Raw genomic sequence first — 20,348 nt, forward strand, 5'->3', positions numbered from 1 at the left:
CACTTCTGACACTTATACATAACCGCCCACTTTCGTTTAGTCCAGGTCGGCAGTTATAATTGACTGGCAAACTATGTGAACACTGCTAACTTAGCACTTTTGAATTTCACAAGACGGACGGATGGTAAAGCAACTGATTTTTGAAATGATGAGTCCTATTGATTCAAACCAGTTCAATTCAATTGACTTGACTAGTCAAATTGTAATATTACAATTCCCGTAAGCACGCGGGTTGACAGGGACAGTTAATTAATATTATGGTATAGTGAATTACAAAGGTAACGGAAGGACGTTAGGCATGCGAACAATTGGACTGGAAGCAATTTTAACTCTGTGTAGTCATTTAGGATTCATCTTGATTGCGTTTTGGGCAATACAGGGTTTACATCTGGAGCGGTATATGAAATTTTATCCGCGCCAGGCAAAGATCCTCATTGTTTTTTTGTCGGTAGCATTAGGATTCACGGTCAGTTCGTTCTTTCTTAGTTTTATTGATAATGTTCGTAACTTAGGCTATTTATTAAAATAAAAATTTCGAGTATTTCGATATAGATGGAGGTAGTGCCATGGAAAAGATAATCGTTCATGGTGGGAATCAATTAACGGGACAAGTTCAAATTGAGGGAGCTAAAAATGCGGTTTTACCAATTTTGGCTGCTTCAATACTGGGTGAAACTGGTCAAACACGTTTAACAAACGTTCCGATCCTATCAGATGTGTACACAATGAATAATGTGTTACGCTTTTTAAATATGGATGTCCAATTTGATGAAGATTCACGGTCCGTTGACATTGATGCCAGTGGAAACGTTTCAGGGGAAGCTCCCTTTGAATACGTTTCAAAAATGCGTGCCTCTATCGTTGTAATGGGTCCATTGCTGGCCCGTCTTGGTCGGGCCCGGGTAGCTATGCCAGGTGGGTGTGCCATTGGAACGCGGCCGATTGACCTTCACCTCAAGGGCTTCGAAGCCCTTGGTGCCCATGTCGAACAGCAGGATGGGAACGTGATTGCCACGGCCGATCACTTAACGGGCGCTGATATCTACTTAGACTTTCCGAGTGTTGGAGCAACTGAAAATATTATGATGGCGGCCTGTCTCGCTGATGGAACCACCACGCTTGAAAACGTCGCGCGGGAGCCAGAAATTGTTGATTTAGCCAACATTTTAAATAAAATGGGGGCCAAAGTATTTGGGGCCGGTACGGAAATGATTCGAATCGAAGGGGTCGACCACATGCATGGGGTCGATCACCACGTGGTTCAGGATCGGATTGAGGCCGGAACCTTTATGGTTGCAGCTGCTTTAACCCACGGTGATGTGTTAGTGGCGGATGCAATTCCTGAACATAATAAGCCTTTAATTTCTAAACTTCGGGAAATGGGGGCTGACGTTATCGTTAGTGAGGATGGGGTTCGAGTAATCGGGCCTGACCGGTTAAAACCAGCGGACGTTAAGACCTTACCATACCCTGGGTTTCCAACGGATATGCAGCCCCAAGTCTCTGTTTTGCAGTTAGCAGCGGAGGGAACGAGTTCCCTGACCGAAACCGTTTTTGAAAATCGGTTTATGCACCTTGAGGAATTACGCCGAATGAACGCCAAGTTCCAAATTGAAGGTCAGACGGTCGCCTTATTTGGCCCAACCCAATTTAGCGGGGCTGAGGTTGCTGCAACTGATCTTCGGGCCGCTGCAGCATTAGTTCTTGCGGGACTAGTTGCGGATGGTTATACTCAAGTCACTAATTTAAAATACTTAGACCGAGGCTACTATGATTTCCACGGTAAGCTAGCGGCTCTGGGTGCAGAAGTGAAGCGGGTTGAAGTCCCGGAAAACGACGAAGTGATCCTAAAGTCATCCAAAATTAAATAATGACGATGGAGCGACCCGGGAGCGTAGGCTCTGATTGGGTCGCTCTTTGTTTGGTCAGGTCTGACTAAACGATATTGAAAAGAATATGATATAATTAGAGACTGAATAGTGCTAGCAGGAGGAACTTAGATAATGGCGAAAGACATCGGAATTGATTTAGGGACAGCTAACGTCCTCATTTACGTAGTTGGCAAGGGAATTGTACTGAATGAACCCTCTGTAGTAGCTGTTGACACCAAGACGAATAAGGTATTAGCAGTTGGTTCCGAAGCTTACCGAATGGTAGGTCGGACACCAAGCAACATTCGGGCCATTCGACCGTTAAAGGACGGTGTCATTTCGGATTTTGACATGACCGAAGAAATGTTATCCTACTTTGTAAATAAGCTAAGTGTTAAGGGATTCATGTCAAAACCAAATATCATGATTTGTGCACCAACCAATATCACTGAAATTGAACGCAAAGCCATTATCCAAGCTGCTGAAAAATCGGGGGGCGCCAAGGTTTACCTTGAGGCAGAACCTAAGGTTGCAGCCATTGGTGCTGGAATGGACATCTTTAAGCCACAGGGGAACATGGTTATTGATATGGGGGGCGGAACGACGGATATTGCTGTCCTCTCCCTGGGCGACATCGTTAACTCCCGGTCAATTCGGGTTGCGGGTGACCGAATGAATGGTGAAATTGTTTCCTATATTAAGCGGAAGTATGGCCTATTGATTGGGGAACATACGGCAGAACAAATTAAGATTCAGATTGGAACGGCTTATCCGGTTCCAAATGACGAAAATACCATGACGGTTCGGGGCCGTGACTCTGTCACCGGGATGCCCACCGAAGTAACGGTGACGGCATCCGGCGTTGAAGAAGCCATTCATGATTCGGTCGAACAAATTGTGACGGCTGCTCATTCAGTGCTTGAAAACCTGCAACCAGAGTTAGCGGCGGATATTATTGATCGTGGGATTATCTTAACTGGTGGAGGGGCCCTGTTAAACGGCATGGACCACATCATTTCTGAGCGATTAAAGGTGCCCGTTGTCATTTCTGAAGATCCGTTGGATAACGTGGCTAAGGGTGCCGGGATCTTACTTGAACATATGAACCAAGCCGCTAAAAAGCAGGATAACTAAGTTAGATTTCAAAGGGGTTGAACGATGAAATCCATTTTAATCAAACTCGTACGCGGATATCAACGGGGAATTTCACCGTTGTTGCCACCGTCTTGTCGGTACTATCCCACCTGTTCTAATTACATGGTGACTGCCCTTAAGAAACATGGCGCATTTAAAGGTAGTTTGATGGGAATTGCCCGAATTTTAAGGTGTCATCCGTTTATTCATGGCGGGTATGACCCGGTTCCCGACTCCTTTTCGTTAAGACGAAATGTGGCTGCTGAACAAGCATACCGGGCTGAGATGAGATTAGATGATCACACCCCCAGTAATAAAGGAGAAAAGTATGTCAAAAAAGGATAAGTCTGTTGAAGTAAAGCTTGAGGAACGTCCGCTATCGGATGGCACTAAGGAAACGGTCCTGTTAATCGGACGGAATGAAATTGGATCCATTAAACCGGATGGTGATCGGTTCGTTGCCAAACTTGACGGCGGAAGTGATTTCCGGGTTAAAACAATTGATACTGGAATTGAACAGTTGTTAGCAGACTATCATTTACACCGGGGATAATAATTTTTGGTAAAATCGGCCGATCTGGTGGCATTGCTGCCGGACCGGCCTTTATAATAAAATTAATTGTAGTTTAAATCTAAAGATAAATAAGGGGACGTTATTGTGGCGCAAAACGCAAGAACCCGAGAAGAACGAAATGAAGCTGATTCGCGAATTGATTGGGGCATTATTTTTTGTATTTTGATGCTGGGAATTATTAGCTTAGCATCTATTTACGTGGCCGCCGTCCATGATACGAGTTCAACTAGTGTTTTAAAGGCAGTTGGCTCCCAAGTCATGTGGTTTGTGATTGGGATTGTCGCCATCGTCATTATTATGCAGTTTGATTCTGAGCAGTTGTGGAAGGTGGCACCGATTGTTTATTGGTTGGGATTGTTTCTCCTGTTTGCGGTGCTATTTTTGTATAGCCGTGCTTACTATCAAAACACGGGGGCCAAAAGCTGGTTTGCCATTGGGAGCCTGACGTTTCAGCCGTCAGAAGTGATGAAACCGGCGCTGATTTTAATGTTGGCCCGGGTTATTACGGAACATAATAATAAGTATCCCATCCATACTACCCGTAACGATTGGATTTTAATCGGCCAAATGCTGCTTTGGTTAGTTCCCGTTGCGGTCCTTTTAAAGTTACAGAATGATTTTGGGACGATGCTGGTGTTTTTTGCTATTTTTGTGGGGATGCTGTTAGTTTCCGGGGTGACCTGGAAAATATTGGCGCCCGCATTTATCGGCGGGGCCCTGATTGGTGGAACGGCATTGGCGTTAGTCATATCGAGTACGGGCCGGAAGCTGCTGGGCCTCATCGGATTTCAGTCCTACCAGTTTAACCGGGTGGATACCTGGTTAAACCCATCAGCTGATACGTCAAACAACGGGTACCAGCTCTGGCAAAGCATGAAGGCCATTGGGTCCGGGGGTCTGTTTGGAACCGGGTTTAATGTTTCGCACGTTTACGTTCCCGTTCGTGAATCTGATATGGTATTTTCCGTGGTGGGGGAAAACTTTGGGTTTATCGGGGGCTGTATCCTAATCTTTTTGTACTTTTTGCTGATCTATCAAATGATTAGGGTGATCTTCGATACTAAAAACGTTTTTTATGCGTATATTGCAACGGGGATCATTATGATGATCCTTTTCCACGTATTTGAAAACGTTGGGATGAGCATTGGACTGTTACCATTAACGGGAATCCCGTTACCCTTTGTCAGTCAAGGGGGATCGGCCCTCATTGGTAATATGATTGGGATTGGCCTAATCATGTCGATGCGCTACCACTATAAGAGTTATATGTTTAGTACGGCGAACGAAGAGTTTAGGTAGGGAAGTTCCTTAATGGGCAGTGTAATGACTTTCGATTGTGTTTTGATCAGGGGGTCATTATACGGCCTTTTTTGTTGAACAATTGATCAAAACGGGGTGGTTAGTCTAAAACCGCTTTTTCCTTTCTTTCAGGATTAAGGTATACTTTAGCTAAGCAAAAGAAGGAGGAAGGATCATGGAGGAAAAATCGGTATTTCACGTTAACGGTTACGTTGGACTGATACTTGCCATTATTCTCATTATTACGGGTGTTTGGTTACTGGTTAGTGGAAACGAAGGGGATTCAACCGGGTTGATCTTGCTGGGAGCATTTTTGGTAGTCATCGCATTGATTGCGACAAGCTCATTAACGATTGTGGCACCAAATCAGGCGAAGGTTTTGACCTTTTTTGGTGATTATATTGGAACCATTCGGGAATCAGGATTATATATGACCGTGCCGCTAACGAACAAGGCAACGGTCTCCTTACGGGTTCGAAACTTTAATAGTCAAATTTTAAAGGTGAATGATAAACGGGGAAATCCCGTTGAAATCGCCGCTGTGATCGTTTTTAAGGTCGTTGATACCGCTAAGGCGCTATTTGCCGTGGATAATTATGAGCAATTTGTTGAAATCCAAAGTGAGTCGGCGGTCCGCCATATTGCCTCTGAATATCCCTACGATAACTTTGACACGAATGATCGTGAGACATTGAGAAGCAATCCCACGGAGGTCTCCGAACGGTTAACAGAGGAACTTCAAGAACGGCTCAACGTTGCCGGTGTTAAAATTATTGAAACCCGGCTTACCCATTTGGCCTACTCCACTGAAATTGCGAGCGCAATGCTCCAGCGGCAACAATCATCCGCTATTTTGTCTGCTAGGAAGATTATCGTTGAGGGGGCAGTTTCTATTACAGAGGATGCCATTTCTCAATTAGAGCGGGATACGGGGATGACTCTGTCAGACGATAAAAAGTTACAGTTAATGAACAATATGATGGTGACAATTATTTCTGAACGTGGGTCACAACCCGTGTTAAATACGACTGATATGAGTTAAGGGATGCTATGATGCCACAAAATTAGGCCGCTGAAATCAGCGGCCTAATTTTGTGGCGTTTGAAAAAGGGTTGACTTTTTTGTTCGTTGCTTATATAGTTAGTTACACAAGTAATTAACTAATGGGGTAGCGAATAGAAAGGATGCTAATATGACACAACCAGTTGTTAAAGTTCGGGACCTTCGAAAGGTTTACGGGGGAAAGAACGAAAAATCATACGAAGCCTTAAAGGGAATCAATTTTGACGTTGAACCAGGAGAGTTCGTTGGAATCATGGGGGCATCAGGATCGGGGAAATCAACATTATTAAACCTGTTAGCCACACTTGATCAACCAACAAGTGGGTCCATTGAAATTAATGGTCGGTCGATTTCTAATTTATCGGGTAAGGAAACGGCAGATTTTCGGGCTAAGGAAATTGGATTTATCTTTCAGGATTTTAACCTGTTAGAAAATATGACTAATGCCCAAAATATGGCGCTACCACTATCTTTGCAAGGGAAATCAGCTAAGGTAAGCCAACCAGCTGTAAGGCAGGTTGCACATGAGTTAGGGATTGAAGCATTACTAGATGCTTACCCAACTCAAATTTCGGGGGGGCAGAAACAACGGGTGGCAGCCGCCCGAGCGTTAGTGACTAATCCCGAACTAATTCTAGGGGACGAACCAACGGGGGCCTTAGATTCAAATAGTGCGCGGGAACTATTAGAAATGCTGCATGAAATTAATCAAGAACGACATGTACCCATTTTAATGGTAACCCATGATCCGTTTTCCGCCAGTTACTGTCAACGGATTCTATTTATCAAGGACGGTCAAATCGGCCAGGAATTATCGGGTAACGGTGATGACCGGAGTACTTTCTATCAACGAATTTTAGACGAATTAGGAACGTTCGAACAATAAGCACGGGGGGATAACATGCTAAAATTAGCGCTATCGGGGTTTGAGAGTCGATTTCGGGATTATTTGGTGTTATTTTCCGGGTTAATCATGTCGAGTGCCATCTTTTATCTGTTTGAGAGTTTGGCCACAAATAACGCCTTTATTAAAGCGAATGCAATTGTTTCAGGGGGACAAATAATTTTTCAGCTTGGCGCCGTTTTATTGGGAATTATTACGTTTGTCTACGTGATGTACGCAAATTCGTTCTTACTCCAACTCCGTCAACATGACTATGGGTTGTTTATGATGTTAGGGGCCAAGCAAAGTCGAATTGGGCAACTTATCCTATTAGAAACATTAGTGGTCGGCGTCATGTCAACGATCATCGGGGTTTTCGTCGGATTAGCTCTAACCCAAATTTTAGGAAATGCCTTAATGGCTCACTTAGGGCTTACTGTGCAACATTTTTCGGCGTTTAATGGAACGGCAATTATTAGTACACTAGTTTTTTACCTAATTTTATTTGTGATTGCTGGTGGAATGAACGTTTGGCATATGACGCGAACCAGTGCTTTGAAGCTGCTGCAGAAAAATGATTTGGCAGATACGGTTGTTATTCGTCCATGGCGTCAGTTAGCCGAGATGATTATGGGACTTCTCTTGCTTGCCATAGGGTACACCGCGATGGCCTACCTTACGACGTTACAATTAACGGCAATTCCGATTGCCTTAGTGACCATTGTTTTAGGAACTTACTTTATTTTTCATTCGGGATGTACGTGGTTAATTGTCCGTATGCAAAATACCAATTTTGCCAGTCGGGGATTAAGAAGCTTTACCTTGGCGCAGTTGGCCTTTCGGATTAAGCAGTATACTAAAATCTTGTCCATTGTGACCATTTTATTTGCGATGGCCTTAGGGGCAATTACGGTTGGGTTGGGTTATCAGAACCAAATCCCAGAAATGGCACAAACAATGACCCCCTATACGATGGGGATTGCGAATCCAACGGTTAAACAGGTTCGTGACGTGAACCGGTTAAACTTGAGTGATAAAGTGAGCTACCAGCAAAAACAGGTGGGTAAACAGCTAGTTGTTAGCGACCGCCAGTTTACCCAACATCCGCTATTAGCGACTAAACCCATGGACTTAGATCATGGGGGAGCCAAGTTTGAAACTTACCGAATGACCCTTCACCAGTTGAAGGTTAATCCTTCCGGATACAGTATGATACAAAACGGGTCATTGCAGGCGCTGCCAGTCAAGGTGGTTTCGGACAGGCAATTTAACCGTTTGGCTCAGCCAAAGACAACGCTGCTAATTTTCCGGGTTCGGGATTTGGCTCAGTCACAGTCAGATTTAAAGCGGCTGGCTGCAAGTTTGCCATACTCTGAGGATCAGCTTGGGGGAGCTTACTCACAGTATCAAATGGGAAAATCAGTCTTTGGCGGGATGGCCTTTATGGGGCTCTTTCTCGGAATTGCCTTCTTAGCTATGTTTGCTAGCTGCTTAATGTTCAAAATTTTGAGTGGTGCATCAACGGATCAGCGCCGATATGACATGCTGTATAAGCTAGGTGCACAACGGCAACAATTATCAGCTGCCATGGCCAAAGAGATTGGGTTTTTATTCGCACTTCCTGGTATACTGGGAATTGTACATGTGTTGTTTGGTTTACAACTATTCAAACCAATTATGTTAAATCCCTATAATCAGTTAGGGTTGCCATTTGGGATCTTTTTGATTTTATATGGTGTCTACTACTTGGTTACGGTATGGCTGTACCGGCAGTTGGTCTTGACGAAACGCACTTAGTCCAAAGCTGATGGAAGAGGTGAAAAATGTCACCATGCAATTTGATTTTAATAGCACCGATCCCCTCTATCGTCAGGTAGCTGCTCAGATTGAGGATGCCATTTTTTCGGGGAGTTTTAGTGAGGGGAGTCAGGTTCCGTCAACAACGGAAATTTCAAAGGAATTTCATATTAACCCTGCGACAGTATTGAAGGGAATGAACCTGCTCGTTGATCAAGGATTAGTTGAAAAACGCCGGGGGCTAGGGATGTTTGTTACCCGGGGCGCACAGGAAACCATTCGAGAGGATCGGCGTAATCAATTTTTTAGTAATGATGTTCAAAAACTCGTTGCGGAGGCAAAGCAATTAGCCTTGTCTGCGGACGAGGTTTTGTCATTAGTTAAACGGGGGTATGAAGAACATGAGTAGTGGAATTGAAATCCAACACCTATCTAAACAATACGAAAAAAAAACAATTTTACACGATATTAATTTAAAATTTGAGCCCAAGACCATATATGGTCTGCTGGGTCGAAACGGGGCCGGAAAAAGTACGTTACTCGGGTTAATTAGCGACCGAATTTTTCCAACGCAGGGTCGGATACTGTTTAACGCAGAGATGATTCATGATAACGATCAGATCCTGGGGCAATTTTACCTGATGAGCGAGGTTGATTTATACCCCAATCGGCGTCGAGTTCGACAGCTATTCAGGGATACGGAGCAGCTTTATGGTGAATTCAACCGAAAATATGCGGATGAACTAGTAAAAAAATTCGGTTTGGACGATAGCAGCCAGTACGGTAAACTATCTACGGGTTACCGTACTATCGTTAAATTGATTATTGCGCTTTGCGTACCCGCAACCTATATTTTCTTGGACGAACCCGTTTTAGGGTTAGACGCTAATCACCGGGATATTTTTTACCGGGAATTAGTTGAGACGTATACGGAACGTCCTAGAACGTTTGTGATTTCAACCCACCTTATCGAGGAAATTGCGAACCTGATTGAACAGGTGGTCGTGATTAAAAGCGGACGCGTCTTAGTTGACGACAGTAGCGAAGCCTTAATTGCAGAATCCTATGCGATTACCGGGCCCAAGAACGTCGTGGATTCGTTTGTTTCTGGATTAAACGTGATTGGTTCAGAAACGTTAGGAAACTTAAAGGCGGCCTATGTGTTTGGCGCACTCGATGATCGACCAATTCCAGATGTGATTACCATCGAACACATGGACCTCCAAAAACTGTTTGTCAACCTGACGAATGAGGAGGAAACCCAAAATGACGCGCTTTAAATCTGTTTTTGCTTACACGTTTAACCGAATGATTCGTCAGTTGGCGGCAACTTTTATCATTGTCCTACTCTTCTTAGTTGCCGTTCCGCTTTTTTTTGCCGTCATTTCGGGAACCCTTTCCGAATATTCTATTATGGATGCGGTGAGAAGTGGTGTCTATCCCATGGTGGTGGGGTGGTTTTTGATTGTGATTGGTGCGGAGACCTACCCCCAGTTTAAGATGATGATTCAAAACGGGGTGTCGCGATTAACCTATTGGCGGGCCAAAGTTTGCGCCATTCTGCTAATCACTTTCATTGGGACTATTTTCAACTTAGTTTATAATTGGGTTGCGAGGTTTTCAATTTCTGGGATTCACCTTGCCTATAGTCAGTTCTTTACCAACCCGGCAATGAATATTTTGGTGGACTTTGGGTTTGAATTTTTGATCTTAACGGCGGTTGCAATGACCGCCATGGCTGTTGGAAGTATCTTGAGTTTATTCTCACGGCGGGGCCAATTTGCGTGGATTTTTCTGACGCCCATTGCGCTCATTGTGCTGCTGATTTGGCTGATAAACTTTCAAGAACGGGCCGGACTGCTTGATGAAACGTGGATTGTTAACTTTTTGAAGTTCCTGTTAGGTTTTCGGCAACAGTTTGGTCACTATAACCCGTTAGTGCCAGAGGTTACCCTGGTGATTTATTCCGGGATTATGGCGGCTGTTTCACGGTTCTTTTTCGGTCAATTAAAGATTAAGAAGTGATTTTTGGGAGATGAGACAATGGTATCAAGAGAAACGTTAAAACGAGAAACCCGGAATCTTTATAGCGGACATTGGGGCCAGGCAATTCGGTTAAATATTCTGCCTATTTTGGGTCGGTTACTCGTTGGAATCCTATTAATGACCTTGGCAGTTCTGGTCGCTTTCATAGTCGCATCACACCCAGACTGGCAGCACGTCATGAATCAAGCCTCTGGCAACGGGGACGGAACGTCTAACGGTGGGAACGGAGTAAGTTCATTTATTTCCGAGGCCATCGGAACTTTTATCTTAGTGGGGATTGGATATACCAGTCTTGATTGGTTTCGGTCGGGTCAGGCACCTGAAAAACCGTTTCGGGAGGCCTTTAGTACGTTTTCGTCCCGCTACTTTACGTCTACGCTGGCGATTTTTATCTTAACGTTTATTTTTACCACTTTATGGAGTTTGCTATTTTTAATTCCCGGTTTAATTAAGAGTATTAGCTATTCACAGGCTTATAATATTTACAAAGATAAGGTCGATCACGGTGATGTTAGCTATCTAGATTGCATTACGGAGAGCCGGCACCTTATGAACGGCCATAAGTGGGCATACTTCTGGCTCCAAATTAGCTTTTGGGGGTGGGGGATCTTGAGCCTTTGTACGTTTGGAATTGGGTTTATTTGGCTGATTCCTTATATTAACGGCACCAACATTAACTTTTACCGGCACTTAGTTGACCAAGAAGATCAGACTAAGGCCAACGTTCAGGCAGCAGCCTAAAAATAAGTTGTTCGTTTAACCGGACGGAGTTCACCCGTTAAAGTCATGAGGCTTTGCAGGGGAGCTTTGGTCGGTTATTTTGTTGCGTTTAGGGGCCATCTTTGAATGGGAACCGTTTCATGCTAGAATTAAGTAAGAAATGGGGGAATTAACAATGGATGATGGAATTAACGACCTGCAATCCCAGGTAGCTAACTTAAAGGATCAGCTTGAACGTGGTGAAGTCTTTCAATCATTAGGGAGCCGAATTAAGACGATTCTTGAAGGTATCAGCTACCATTCAGCAACCCCCGTTAAGATGCCTTCGAGAAGTGATGGTGTCATTGAGCTTAGCGAATCACTAGAGGATCAAATGCAGGCTGAAACTTTAACGGGGATAAGCGACGAGGCCATTTTAAAATTAATGCAGCACCTGGGGTCCCCGAATCCCGATGTGCGGGATTCCCGGATTTACTTCTTTTTTAACGATGCTTTGCAGATGCACCTATTGGATTCTGAACAGTTACGCTTGATGGTCAACTACCTGCTGGATCCCCGGGTGATCTATTCGCACGTTTTAGAGGAGGAAAACGATGCCGTTTTTAAACGGTCCTACGATGTTTTGCTGCTGTCGGTGTTAACGTATGCCGATCGATCAGGGTATGATTTTTTGGATGATGAGACGGTAGATCGAATTGTGATCGAAACCATCACGTATGCATTAGCCGAAAAGGATACGCGGGGGTTTGTGGGCAACCGGGGCTGGGCCCACACCTTCTCTCACATTCCTAATCTAATGGATGACTTAAGTAAACGTCCCGAATTACCCCGGGCTGATAAATTGCTCATGATGGCGGCTTTTATTGAGCGTTACAAAACATTAACCACCCCGTTAATTTTTGGTGAGTCGGAACGAATTGCGGGTTACCTCGCTAATCTAGCCAATAAGAATTCATTGTACGAAGACTATTTACTAGTGGCGTTAAAGGAATGGCGCTTGGAATTAACCGATCGGAACAAACCAACTACGGAGGGGGCCTGGAACCAAATCTTCAATCGGTCCCGACTGATGTCGGCCATGATGCTTCGTCATGATTTTTCCGATCGGGTTCAGCGTTACTTAAACTCCGTTATTGATTTTTTAGCTTGATTTTAAGCTTTTTTATGGGCCCCTAGTTCAACAAATGGTATACTTAAGGCTACGAAACCAAAACGATAGGAGATTTGCGGTATGCAATCAGAGAAAAAATTACACTTGGGCCTTCTTTTTGGTGGCAATTCATCGGAGCATGACGTTTCAAAGCAGTCTGCACACAACATCTACGATGCTTTAGATAGGGATCGTTACGAGGTCAGCTTATTCTTAATGACCCGTGACGGCTTTATGATGAGCGATGCTGCGTCGCGGCGTGTTTTTGACGGTGAGCCCGAAGAAGTTGTTGTTGAAGAAGAAATGGCTAAGCTGGATCGGTCAAATCCATTAGCGCCCATTCAAAACTTAGCGGATGCTAAGGACATTGATGTTTTCTTCCCAATTATTCACGGGAACCTTGGTGAAGATGGTACCATTCAGGGATTGCTTCGCCTCTTACAAAAGCCATATGTTGGTAGTGGTATTATGGCCTCAGCAATGTCGTTCGATAAGGATCAGACAAAACAAATGCTGACGATGCACGATATTCGGAATACGAAGTACGTGGTCATTACCCCCGAAAACCGGGATGAATGGGACTATAATCGAATTCAAGAAGAACTCGGGGACTTAGTCTTCATTAAACCAGCTAACCAAGGGTCATCCGTGGGAATTCATAAGGTGACGTCAGAACAGGAATTTATTGATGGGTTAGCCGACGCCTTCCGGTATGACTATAAGATCTTAGTTGAAGAAGCTATTGAGGGGCCCCGGGAAGTTGAAATTTCGATTTTAGGAAACACCGACCCCAGTGCCTCTCAATTAGGTGCCATTGTTGTCCCTAAGGAGGATGCCTTCTACACGTACGACAACAAGTTTGTGGATGCCTCACAGGTTGAGTTTGATGTCCCCGTCGATTTACCAGCTGAGTTAACGGCTGAAATTACCGATATGGGAATGCGGGCATATAAAGTATTAGGGCTACGTGGAATGGCGCGGATTGACTTCTTAGTTTCCGCAGCGGGAATTCCGTACTTAGGTGAAGTTAATACCTTGCCTGGGTTTACGAACATTAGCTTATACCCACAGCTATGGGAAGCTTCAGGAATCAGTTATACGGATCTCATTGATGATTTGATTGAGTTTGCCATTCAAGAATTTGATGCCCAAAAGAAATTAGCTCATGACTTCGTGTCATTGGATGCTAATTCGGCGGCTGCCACTTATAAGCGTAAGTAGGCTAGATTAACATTAAAGATATTAAAGGAGCCGGGGTAAAAAGAAATTTTTAACCGGTTCTTTTTGTAGGAAGGGGGCGACAAGGTGGTCAAACGATGGTTAACTCGTTTTAAGGCCGTGAAATCACTATTTAAAGTTCAGACGCTAACGCAGGGTTGGCTAATCATGATGGCAATTATTGTCACCCTTCACCTTTTATTGTTAGGTCGCGGACACCTTTGGATCAAACTATTTTTGAGTGGCTTATTCTTAATTGGTCTGCCCCTGATTTTTACCATTTTTGTCTTAGTGATCGGCCAAAGACGGGCGGAGTGGTCCAGTGAGGAATTAACGTTGACGGCCCTCAAACGGGTACTGCACCACGCCATTCCGTTGGTTCTATTTGAGGGTCTGACACTTCTAGTGGGGATGCCCTTGGGCAACTATGGGTTAACGAGCGCTTTCTTAGCTCGGTTAAAGCTGCCCAGCCAGTGGATCAATGTGGTTGGGATGCACCGTCAGTTGATCGTTCCACTGGTTATCTTCATTTACTTGCTGATATTAGGTTTTTGGCTCCAATACCTTCAGGTTCCCGTACAAATGATCGTTAAGGATCAAACGTGGCGGCAAACCCGGCAAAAGTGGTCGTGGTGGCGGTTGAGCGTGAACCTACGAACACTCATTAAACCGGTAATTGGAATGGTTATTCCAATGGCCCTCGTCAGTGAACTGATTGTGGGCCTGAATTGGTGGTTAGACCAGGTAGTCCGACCGGGGTCGGCCATGCTACTCGGTTGGATTTCTCTCGTCGGCTTAGAAATTTGTTTACTGACGATGACGGGAATTTTGCTGGCCATGATTATTTGGCGGTTGTTGGATCGGCCCGTAACGGCCCAACTAGTCCGACCCAATGACGTTCACCCGATTCCCTGGTTTGCGGGAATGTTAGTTCTGATTTTAATGGGGTTGCTAGCCTGGGATAGTTTGCAGCCCGTACAAAACTTTCGACCCAGCTTGACAATTTCTCACCGGGGAGTTAATAAAGGTAACGGAGTTCAGAATACGATCCCGGCTCTAGTTAAAACGGCCAAGTTAAAGCCCGATCGAGTTGAATTGGACGTTCATGAAACTAAGGACGGTCAATTTGTGGTGCTGCACGATGAAACGCTCAAGCACTTAGCCGGTAAAAACGTGACTCCCCACCAGTTAACTCTCCGGGAACTCCAGCAAATAACGGTTCGTGAAAACGGGACTCAAACCCACTTAACGGGTTTTTCTGCTTATTTAAGGGTGGCAGAACACCTTCATCAACGGTTAATCGTTGAGATTAAATCCACCCCTGAAGATAGTTCGAACCTCGTTAAGCACTTTGATGAACGGTATGGAGCGCGATTAGTTAAGGATCATAGTTGGGTTCATGCCATTAACTACGATGTTGTCACCCAGTTAAAGAAAAGGGATTCCCAACTTAAGGTTGGATATATTACGACCCTTAACTTTTTTTCGCCTGATTCAGTCCCCGCGGACTTCTATTCGTTTCAGCGTAATACGGTTGGTAAACAGTTTGTGATGGCCGCTCATAATCAACACGTTCCGGCCTATATTTGGACGCCCGACTCCCGCTTTGATATGATTCGGATGTTTGCCATTGGAACCGACGGCCAAATTACCAATCGGGTTCGACGCCTTCAAAACGTCTTGAATGAACCACGATCAAAATTTACCTGGGCAATTTTACAAAACTTTTTGTTCAGTTTACTTTAAAACAGCGGACCTATAGTGTGTGATCACTAATAGGGAGGCTGTTTTTTTATGGTTGATAAGCAACGTTGTCACTGGGCGGAAAAATCAAACGCTCTATGTCGGTATCATGATGAGGAGTGGGGCGTCTTTCAAACGGATGAAACGGCACTTTTTGAAGCAATGGCGCTAGAAATTTTTCAAGCGGGGTTGAGGTGGGAACTCATTTTGAGATATCGACCCGCACTGCGAAAAAGTTTTTATCAGTTTGATCCCCAACGGTTAGCGGTTGTGACACCAGACTTTTTTGAAGCGCGTCTCAGGGATGAAACGATCATTCAAAACCGGGTGAAAATTCAAGCGGTATTAATTAATGCCAAAATTATTGCGAGTTCAATTGCCCATGGTGAGGGGTTAAATCAGTTGATTGCGAGTGTGATGCTGGATCCTATGGTGCCCGAAGAAAAAATGATTAGGGAATTTGAATCGCTAATGAAGGCAATGGGAATAAGGCGGATGGGACCCAAAACCTGCCGTGTTTTTCTGATGGCGGTAGGACGATTAGAACCTCATGAGGAGGGGTGCCAATGGCGAAAAACCTAACAATGTGATACCGGTTAACTATTAATGTTATTTATTAGTTCGTGATGGCCGTCCAGTCTAAAACTAAGAGATTAATAAGAAATTCTGGAATAGGGTTGAAATCTCCGCTGAATCCCTTATCATTAAATAAAGAATTCATGAACTGGTATATACAAATTTATTAAAATACCGAACGATGAATTAAATGAGGGTACTGATTACAGGGGAGTGATCATGATGCATTTAATGGGAAAAGAGTTAAAGCGTTACCGGAAGGGGAAGCATTTATCACAACGGGAGTTAAGTGAGGGAATTTGTACTCAAGCAACGGTCAGCTTAATGGAAAAACAGAATAAATTACCTAACATGGGAATCTTAATTCAGGTCTGTCAACGGCTTGGGATCGCCATTAGCGACGTTGTTTCGGAGACTGAAACTCAGTTGGATCAACTCTACCGTGAGGTGACCCGGGAACTTTTTCAGGGAAACTATGAAGTCGCTATTCAACTGATGAATCAGGTCACCGCACCAGCGGTAGATAGTAAGTTTGACTTATTACGGTTCCATTACTACTGGGGGCTAATTGAACTCCTCTTTCGTGAACGGGCGGGGGAGGCCATTTTTCACTTTAACTTTTTAATTCGGCGAACGGATGAAACTAGTTCGAGTCCATACATGTTAATTGGGGCGGTTGGTTTGGGTCAGGCCTATCTGATGGAGCATGACCCGAAGAAGGCCGACTATTTCTTTGAGTTTGCCAAAAAATCCATGCGGGGCGTGATTTTCCACCAGCGAGTTGACCTGCAGCGGGTTGTTTGGTCTAAGATTCGGATGGGCATGTCCTTTTACCAGCTAGGCCGAATTGATGATGCGAAGATGATGATTGAAAGTGCGCAGCAACAACTGAAACAACATGAGTCAACCTTTATGTTAGACCAAATTTTTAACGGCAAACGCCTAATTGCTGAATATGAAGGCCGACTAGCTGCCGCAAAGGCGCATGGACTAACTGCGCTGGTCCTAGCCCGGTTAAATGACAACCAACAGCTAATTCAAGAGTTAAAGCCCTACGTCACCCTGCCCACGGACTTTTCTATGGTGGAACAAAACTAGGGTAACGGGCCTGACAAAAAAAGCACTGCGCCTAAACCTGATCTATGATCAGGTTTAGGCGCAGTGCTTTAGTTCGGAAAAGCTTTCGTTAACGTTTATTCTTACCTTTTTTTACGGGCTGGTTATCTTCATCGGTCCGAACAACCATAACATCGCAGACGGCCATTCGCGTAACGTACTCCGTCACGGAACCGATTAGTAACCGTTCCACAGCGTTTAGGCCGGTTGCACCGATCATAATGAGGTCAATCTTGAGGTCTTTAGGCATGTCGCGGGCAATGACTGTCTTTGGGGCACCATACTCAATTGAATAATCAATTTTTTCAAGTCCAGCACTCTTAGCCTCATCAACGTACTTATCGAGTGTTTTCTTGGCGGTATCCGTTACCTGTTCAACCATACTCGTATCAAAACTGGAGATATTCTGGAAGGCCCGAGTATCAACAACGTGTACGAGGTGGACGTCGGCATCATTGTGTTTAGCCACGGTGATTGATTTCTTAAAGGCCAGTTCGGCCTCGAAGGAACCGTCGACGGGAACGAGGATGTGTTTGTATTGTTTTACCATATTAATCACTCCTTATGACGTTTATCTACCTTTATCATAAAGGAAAACGACCAAAATAAAAAGGATTAAACCGTAAAAAATGTAAGTGTTTTCTATGAACTACTTGGGCATGAAGCGCAGTAGGGTGAGTTGGACGCATAAAATCACAATTACGCCCGCTAAAAGAGCCCCGGAAATCACAAAGATATTTTGAAAAAAGGTTGCAATCAGCGAGAGAACCCCAACAACTAATAGGGCAATTCCACTTGCTTTCACAACGCCGCTTAACGTCTGATTACTTTCAGGGTGAAACAGTAAAAAGGCCCGGTGGGTGTGCATTAAGAAGTAAATACCTAATCCAACTGCAAGTCCGGTGTAAAGTAACATTAATAATGTAATGGCCACAAAAAAATCCTCCTTAAGTGTTCAAAAAGAAAAGAGCCATTCCTTTGAATGGCCCTCAAAGCAAGCTTTGAAAGTTCTAACTGTGCCGCTAATTTGTCTCATAGTAGTGGCCCGCAGTCTAGTGCAGGTGGGCGCAACTGATCGAGCGCCTGACTTCCCCGTGTTGGGGCATGCCATCTTCTCGAAGTTGAAGCTGCTCCCTAAAGTAATTACTTGATCGGCAACGTTTTATTCGACAAGGCGAACACTTTAGAACTCACCCGTAGTGTATCATAACTCCCATATTTTGACAATTTCGAGGCAGGCTCGATTGGTTGCCGTTTTAGCCGAAGCTACTGGTTATTGGCATCGAGTAGCTTGTGATATTGATCGCCCAACGCCTGTTCGATTCGACTCGTCGTTTTGGGCTCGTAATAGCGGTCGTGCTTAATGGCATCTGGTAAATATTGCTGTTTAACCCAGTCGTTTTCATAGTCATGGGGATATTTATAATTGACGCCACGCCCTAATTGTTTAGCGCCCTTATAGTGGGCGTCCTTCAAATGATCGGGTACGGAGCCAAAGTGGCCGGACTCAATGGTTGCCATTGCTGCGTCGATGGCACTAATTCCAGAGTTCGATTTCGGTGACAAACAGAGTTCAATAACGGCGTCCGCCAGTGGAATTCGGCCCTCGGGCAGTCCTAAATGGTTAGCGGCTTGAATCGCCGTAATGGTCCGCTGGCAGGCTGCTGGGTTGGCTAATCCAATATCTTCGTAGGCAATTACCGCTAACCGACGCGTAATACTTTGGAGGTCACCGGCTTCAACTAACCGGGCCATATAGTGCAGGGCAGCGTTAACGTCGCTCCCACGAATAGATTTTTGAAGAGCCGAGACAACATCATAGTGACCATCCCCGTTTTTATCGGTAGTGATGGCCTTCTTTTGCAGGCATTCCTCAGCAATGGCTAGGGTAATATGAATGATGCCGTCATCATTAGGGTCAGTGGACCGAGCGGCCAATTCTAAACCGTTTAACGCGCTTCTTAAATCACCGTTGGTGGCCGTACTTATAAAGGCTAAGGCATCGTCATCAGCCTGAACATGAAGATCGCCAAGCCCGTTTTTAGAATCGTCTAGCGCTCGATGAAGGGCCGTCGTAATATTCTCAGGGGTAAGGGGATGAACTTCAAAAATCTGAGCCCGGCTTCGAATGGCGGGATTAATGTTAATGTAGGGATTTTCGGTTGTGGCGCCGATGAGAATAATCCGGCCGTTTTCAAGGTGGGGAAGTAAGAAATCCTGTTTGGTTTTATCGAGCCGGTGAATTTCGTCCAGCAGCAAAATTACCGTGCCACTCATTTTAGCTTCTTCCGCAACGATTTGAAGGTCCTTTTTGGAGTCGGTAGCCGCATTTAACTTACGAAATGCATACTGGGTTGATCCCGCAATTGCACTGGCAATACTGGTTTTTCCCGTACCGGGTGGCCCATATAAGATCATTGATGAAAGTCGCTTGGCCTTAACCATCCGGTTGATAATTTTCCCAGGGGCAACAAGGTCTTCTTGACCCACAACATCCTCAATTCTTTGTGGTCGCATCCGGTATGCTAACGGTTGTTCCATGGTCTTCCCCCTCCTTATATTTTATAAACTAGGCAATTATAGCATAAACCCCCACTAAACTCCCGTAATTACGGGGTTAATGGGGGTTACTGGTTATGAATTATGGTGAAAAATATCCCGCAGTGAAAATTTGTGGGGAGCTTTTTTACCCGTTGAAGTCTGAGCAGCTTCTGTTCGATCAGCGTACTTTTCTTCGACGTTGATGGGGTGAACGTTAATGGCGTGATTCGAAGCCACAACTAATCCGATGTCGTCCGCTGCGTGCCCATAAATATCATCAGAGACAATTGTAAACTTGACGTTACTTTGGCTGGCAATTTTCATATAGGGGACAAGATTATTCTGGTCGATGTGGCCGTTCAAAATGACCGTTTCCTCAGGGTGAGCTGTAATTTCATTTCGGTAATCATTGAGGTAGTCGTGGGTAATAACCTGACCAACAGTCATCGCTAACGAGACGCGTTCCCGAAAGGTACCAAGGTAATGGCGCTGTTCATCCGGGTTAATCTTTGGGGTTCCGTACATGCCCGCCTGAAGATGCTGATCCATCGAATCTTTATCTGACATATGCGTGACTCCTTTCTTTAACTAGCTTCATGTTAGCGCAGAAGGGGAACG

22 protein-coding genes and 1 other RNA gene are annotated in these 20,348 nt (G+C 44.7%); 18 read left to right on the forward strand and 5 right to left on the reverse strand.

Going from position 1 to position 20,348, the window contains the following annotated elements; genetic code table 11:
• The first annotated feature begins 298 nt into the window (after positions 1 to 298).
• The 18 genes from DCM90_RS08790 to DCM90_RS08875 all read left to right on the forward strand — a co-directional run bounded on the left by DCM90_RS08790 (position 299) and on the right by DCM90_RS08875 (position 17,171).
• Positions 299 to 529: a DUF1146 family protein gene (locus DCM90_RS08790; RefSeq protein WP_109250988.1), complete on the forward strand. Its 231-nt coding sequence runs from the start codon at positions 299 to 301 to the stop codon at positions 527 to 529.
• 37 nt (positions 530 to 566) lie between these two features.
• Complete coding sequence (gene murA, locus DCM90_RS08795) at positions 567 to 1,871, forward strand: UDP-N-acetylglucosamine 1-carboxyvinyltransferase (RefSeq protein ID WP_109250989.1); 1,305 nt, start codon at positions 567 to 569, stop codon at positions 1,869 to 1,871.
• Between the two features lie 132 nt (positions 1,872 to 2,003).
• On the forward strand, positions 2,004 to 3,005 hold the full coding sequence (locus DCM90_RS08800; RefSeq protein WP_109250990.1) for a rod shape-determining protein: 1,002 nt from the start codon (positions 2,004 to 2,006) through the stop codon (positions 3,003 to 3,005).
• A 24-nt stretch (positions 3,006 to 3,029) separates the two neighbouring features.
• Positions 3,030 to 3,350: a membrane protein insertion efficiency factor YidD gene (yidD, locus tag DCM90_RS08805; protein ID WP_109250991.1), complete on the forward strand. Its 321-nt coding sequence runs from the start codon at positions 3,030 to 3,032 to the stop codon at positions 3,348 to 3,350.
• A complete protein-coding gene (locus tag DCM90_RS08810; RefSeq protein ID WP_109250992.1) occupies positions 3,334 to 3,558 on the forward strand; it encodes a DUF2969 domain-containing protein in 225 nt (74 codons plus the stop codon). The genes yidD and DCM90_RS08810 overlap by 17 nt, the downstream gene beginning before the upstream one ends.
• A gap of 105 nt (positions 3,559 to 3,663) precedes the next feature.
• Positions 3,664 to 4,878 carry an FtsW/RodA/SpoVE family cell cycle protein gene (locus DCM90_RS08815; RefSeq protein WP_109250993.1) on the forward strand — a complete coding sequence of 405 codons (1,215 nt, stop codon included), beginning with the start codon at positions 3,664 to 3,666 and terminating at the stop codon, positions 4,876 to 4,878.
• A 175-nt stretch (positions 4,879 to 5,053) separates the two neighbouring features.
• Positions 5,054 to 5,920 carry an SPFH domain-containing protein gene (locus DCM90_RS08820; protein ID WP_109250994.1) on the forward strand — a complete coding sequence of 289 codons (867 nt, stop codon included), beginning with the start codon at positions 5,054 to 5,056 and terminating at the stop codon, positions 5,918 to 5,920.
• Between the two features lie 150 nt (positions 5,921 to 6,070).
• Positions 6,071 to 6,826, forward strand: coding sequence for an ABC transporter ATP-binding protein (locus DCM90_RS08825; protein ID WP_109250995.1), 756 nt, complete (start codon positions 6,071 to 6,073; stop codon positions 6,824 to 6,826).
• Between the two features lie 15 nt (positions 6,827 to 6,841).
• Positions 6,842 to 8,620 carry an FtsX-like permease family protein gene (locus DCM90_RS08830; RefSeq protein ID WP_109250996.1) on the forward strand — a complete coding sequence of 593 codons (1,779 nt, stop codon included), beginning with the start codon at positions 6,842 to 6,844 and terminating at the stop codon, positions 8,618 to 8,620.
• A 34-nt stretch (positions 8,621 to 8,654) separates the two neighbouring features.
• Positions 8,655 to 9,029, forward strand: coding sequence for a GntR family transcriptional regulator (locus tag DCM90_RS08835; protein WP_109250997.1), 375 nt, complete (start codon positions 8,655 to 8,657; stop codon positions 9,027 to 9,029).
• On the forward strand, positions 9,022 to 9,900 hold the full coding sequence (locus DCM90_RS08840; RefSeq protein ID WP_109250998.1) for an ATP-binding cassette domain-containing protein: 879 nt from the start codon (positions 9,022 to 9,024) through the stop codon (positions 9,898 to 9,900). The genes DCM90_RS08835 and DCM90_RS08840 overlap by 8 nt, the downstream gene beginning before the upstream one ends.
• Positions 9,887 to 10,645, forward strand: coding sequence for a hypothetical protein (locus DCM90_RS08845; RefSeq protein ID WP_109250999.1), 759 nt, complete (start codon positions 9,887 to 9,889; stop codon positions 10,643 to 10,645). The genes DCM90_RS08840 and DCM90_RS08845 overlap by 14 nt, the downstream gene beginning before the upstream one ends.
• A gap of 18 nt (positions 10,646 to 10,663) precedes the next feature.
• Entirely contained in the window at positions 10,664 to 11,407 is a 744-nt protein-coding gene (locus DCM90_RS08850) for a DUF975 family protein (RefSeq protein ID WP_109251000.1), read from the forward strand.
• Positions 11,408 to 11,561: 154 nt separating this feature from the next.
• Entirely contained in the window at positions 11,562 to 12,536 is a 975-nt protein-coding gene (locus DCM90_RS08855; RefSeq protein WP_165815262.1) for a DUF2785 domain-containing protein, read from the forward strand.
• A gap of 81 nt (positions 12,537 to 12,617) precedes the next feature.
• On the forward strand, positions 12,618 to 13,757 hold the full coding sequence (locus DCM90_RS08860; protein ID WP_109251002.1) for a D-alanine--D-alanine ligase family protein: 1,140 nt from the start codon (positions 12,618 to 12,620) through the stop codon (positions 13,755 to 13,757).
• Positions 13,758 to 13,841: 84 nt separating this feature from the next.
• On the forward strand, positions 13,842 to 15,500 hold the full coding sequence (locus DCM90_RS08865; RefSeq protein WP_109251003.1) for a glycerophosphodiester phosphodiesterase: 1,659 nt from the start codon (positions 13,842 to 13,844) through the stop codon (positions 15,498 to 15,500).
• 48 nt (positions 15,501 to 15,548) lie between these two features.
• Positions 15,549 to 16,079 carry a DNA-3-methyladenine glycosylase I gene (locus tag DCM90_RS08870; RefSeq protein ID WP_109251004.1) on the forward strand — a complete coding sequence of 177 codons (531 nt, stop codon included), beginning with the start codon at positions 15,549 to 15,551 and terminating at the stop codon, positions 16,077 to 16,079.
• 213 nt (positions 16,080 to 16,292) lie between these two features.
• Positions 16,293 to 17,171 carry a helix-turn-helix transcriptional regulator gene (locus DCM90_RS08875; protein WP_109251005.1) on the forward strand — a complete coding sequence of 293 codons (879 nt, stop codon included), beginning with the start codon at positions 16,293 to 16,295 and terminating at the stop codon, positions 17,169 to 17,171.
• 88 nt (positions 17,172 to 17,259) lie between these two features.
• Here DCM90_RS08875 and DCM90_RS08880 read toward each other — a convergent pair whose 3' ends face one another.
• From DCM90_RS08880 to DCM90_RS08900, 5 genes are all read right to left on the reverse strand, one after another.
• A complete protein-coding gene (locus tag DCM90_RS08880) occupies positions 17,260 to 17,739 on the reverse strand; it encodes a universal stress protein (protein ID WP_109251006.1) in 480 nt (159 codons plus the stop codon).
• Between the two features lie 99 nt (positions 17,740 to 17,838).
• Positions 17,839 to 18,123 (reverse strand): hypothetical protein, encoded by a 285-nt coding sequence (locus DCM90_RS08885; RefSeq protein WP_109251007.1) that lies wholly within the window; start codon positions 18,121 to 18,123, stop codon positions 17,839 to 17,841.
• 69 nt (positions 18,124 to 18,192) lie between these two features.
• Positions 18,193 to 18,382: non-coding RNA, 6S RNA (gene ssrS / locus DCM90_RS08890), on the reverse strand.
• Between the two features lie 73 nt (positions 18,383 to 18,455).
• A complete protein-coding gene (locus DCM90_RS08895; RefSeq protein ID WP_109251008.1) occupies positions 18,456 to 19,730 on the reverse strand; it encodes a replication-associated recombination protein A in 1,275 nt (424 codons plus the stop codon).
• Between the two features lie 93 nt (positions 19,731 to 19,823).
• A complete protein-coding gene (locus tag DCM90_RS08900; protein ID WP_109251009.1) occupies positions 19,824 to 20,297 on the reverse strand; it encodes a YueI family protein in 474 nt (157 codons plus the stop codon).
• Positions 20,298 to 20,348: the final 51 nt, after the last annotated feature.

The organism is Levilactobacillus bambusae, from assembly GCF_003124125.1.
Lineage (GTDB): Bacteria > Bacillota > Bacilli > Lactobacillales > Lactobacillaceae > Levilactobacillus > Levilactobacillus bambusae.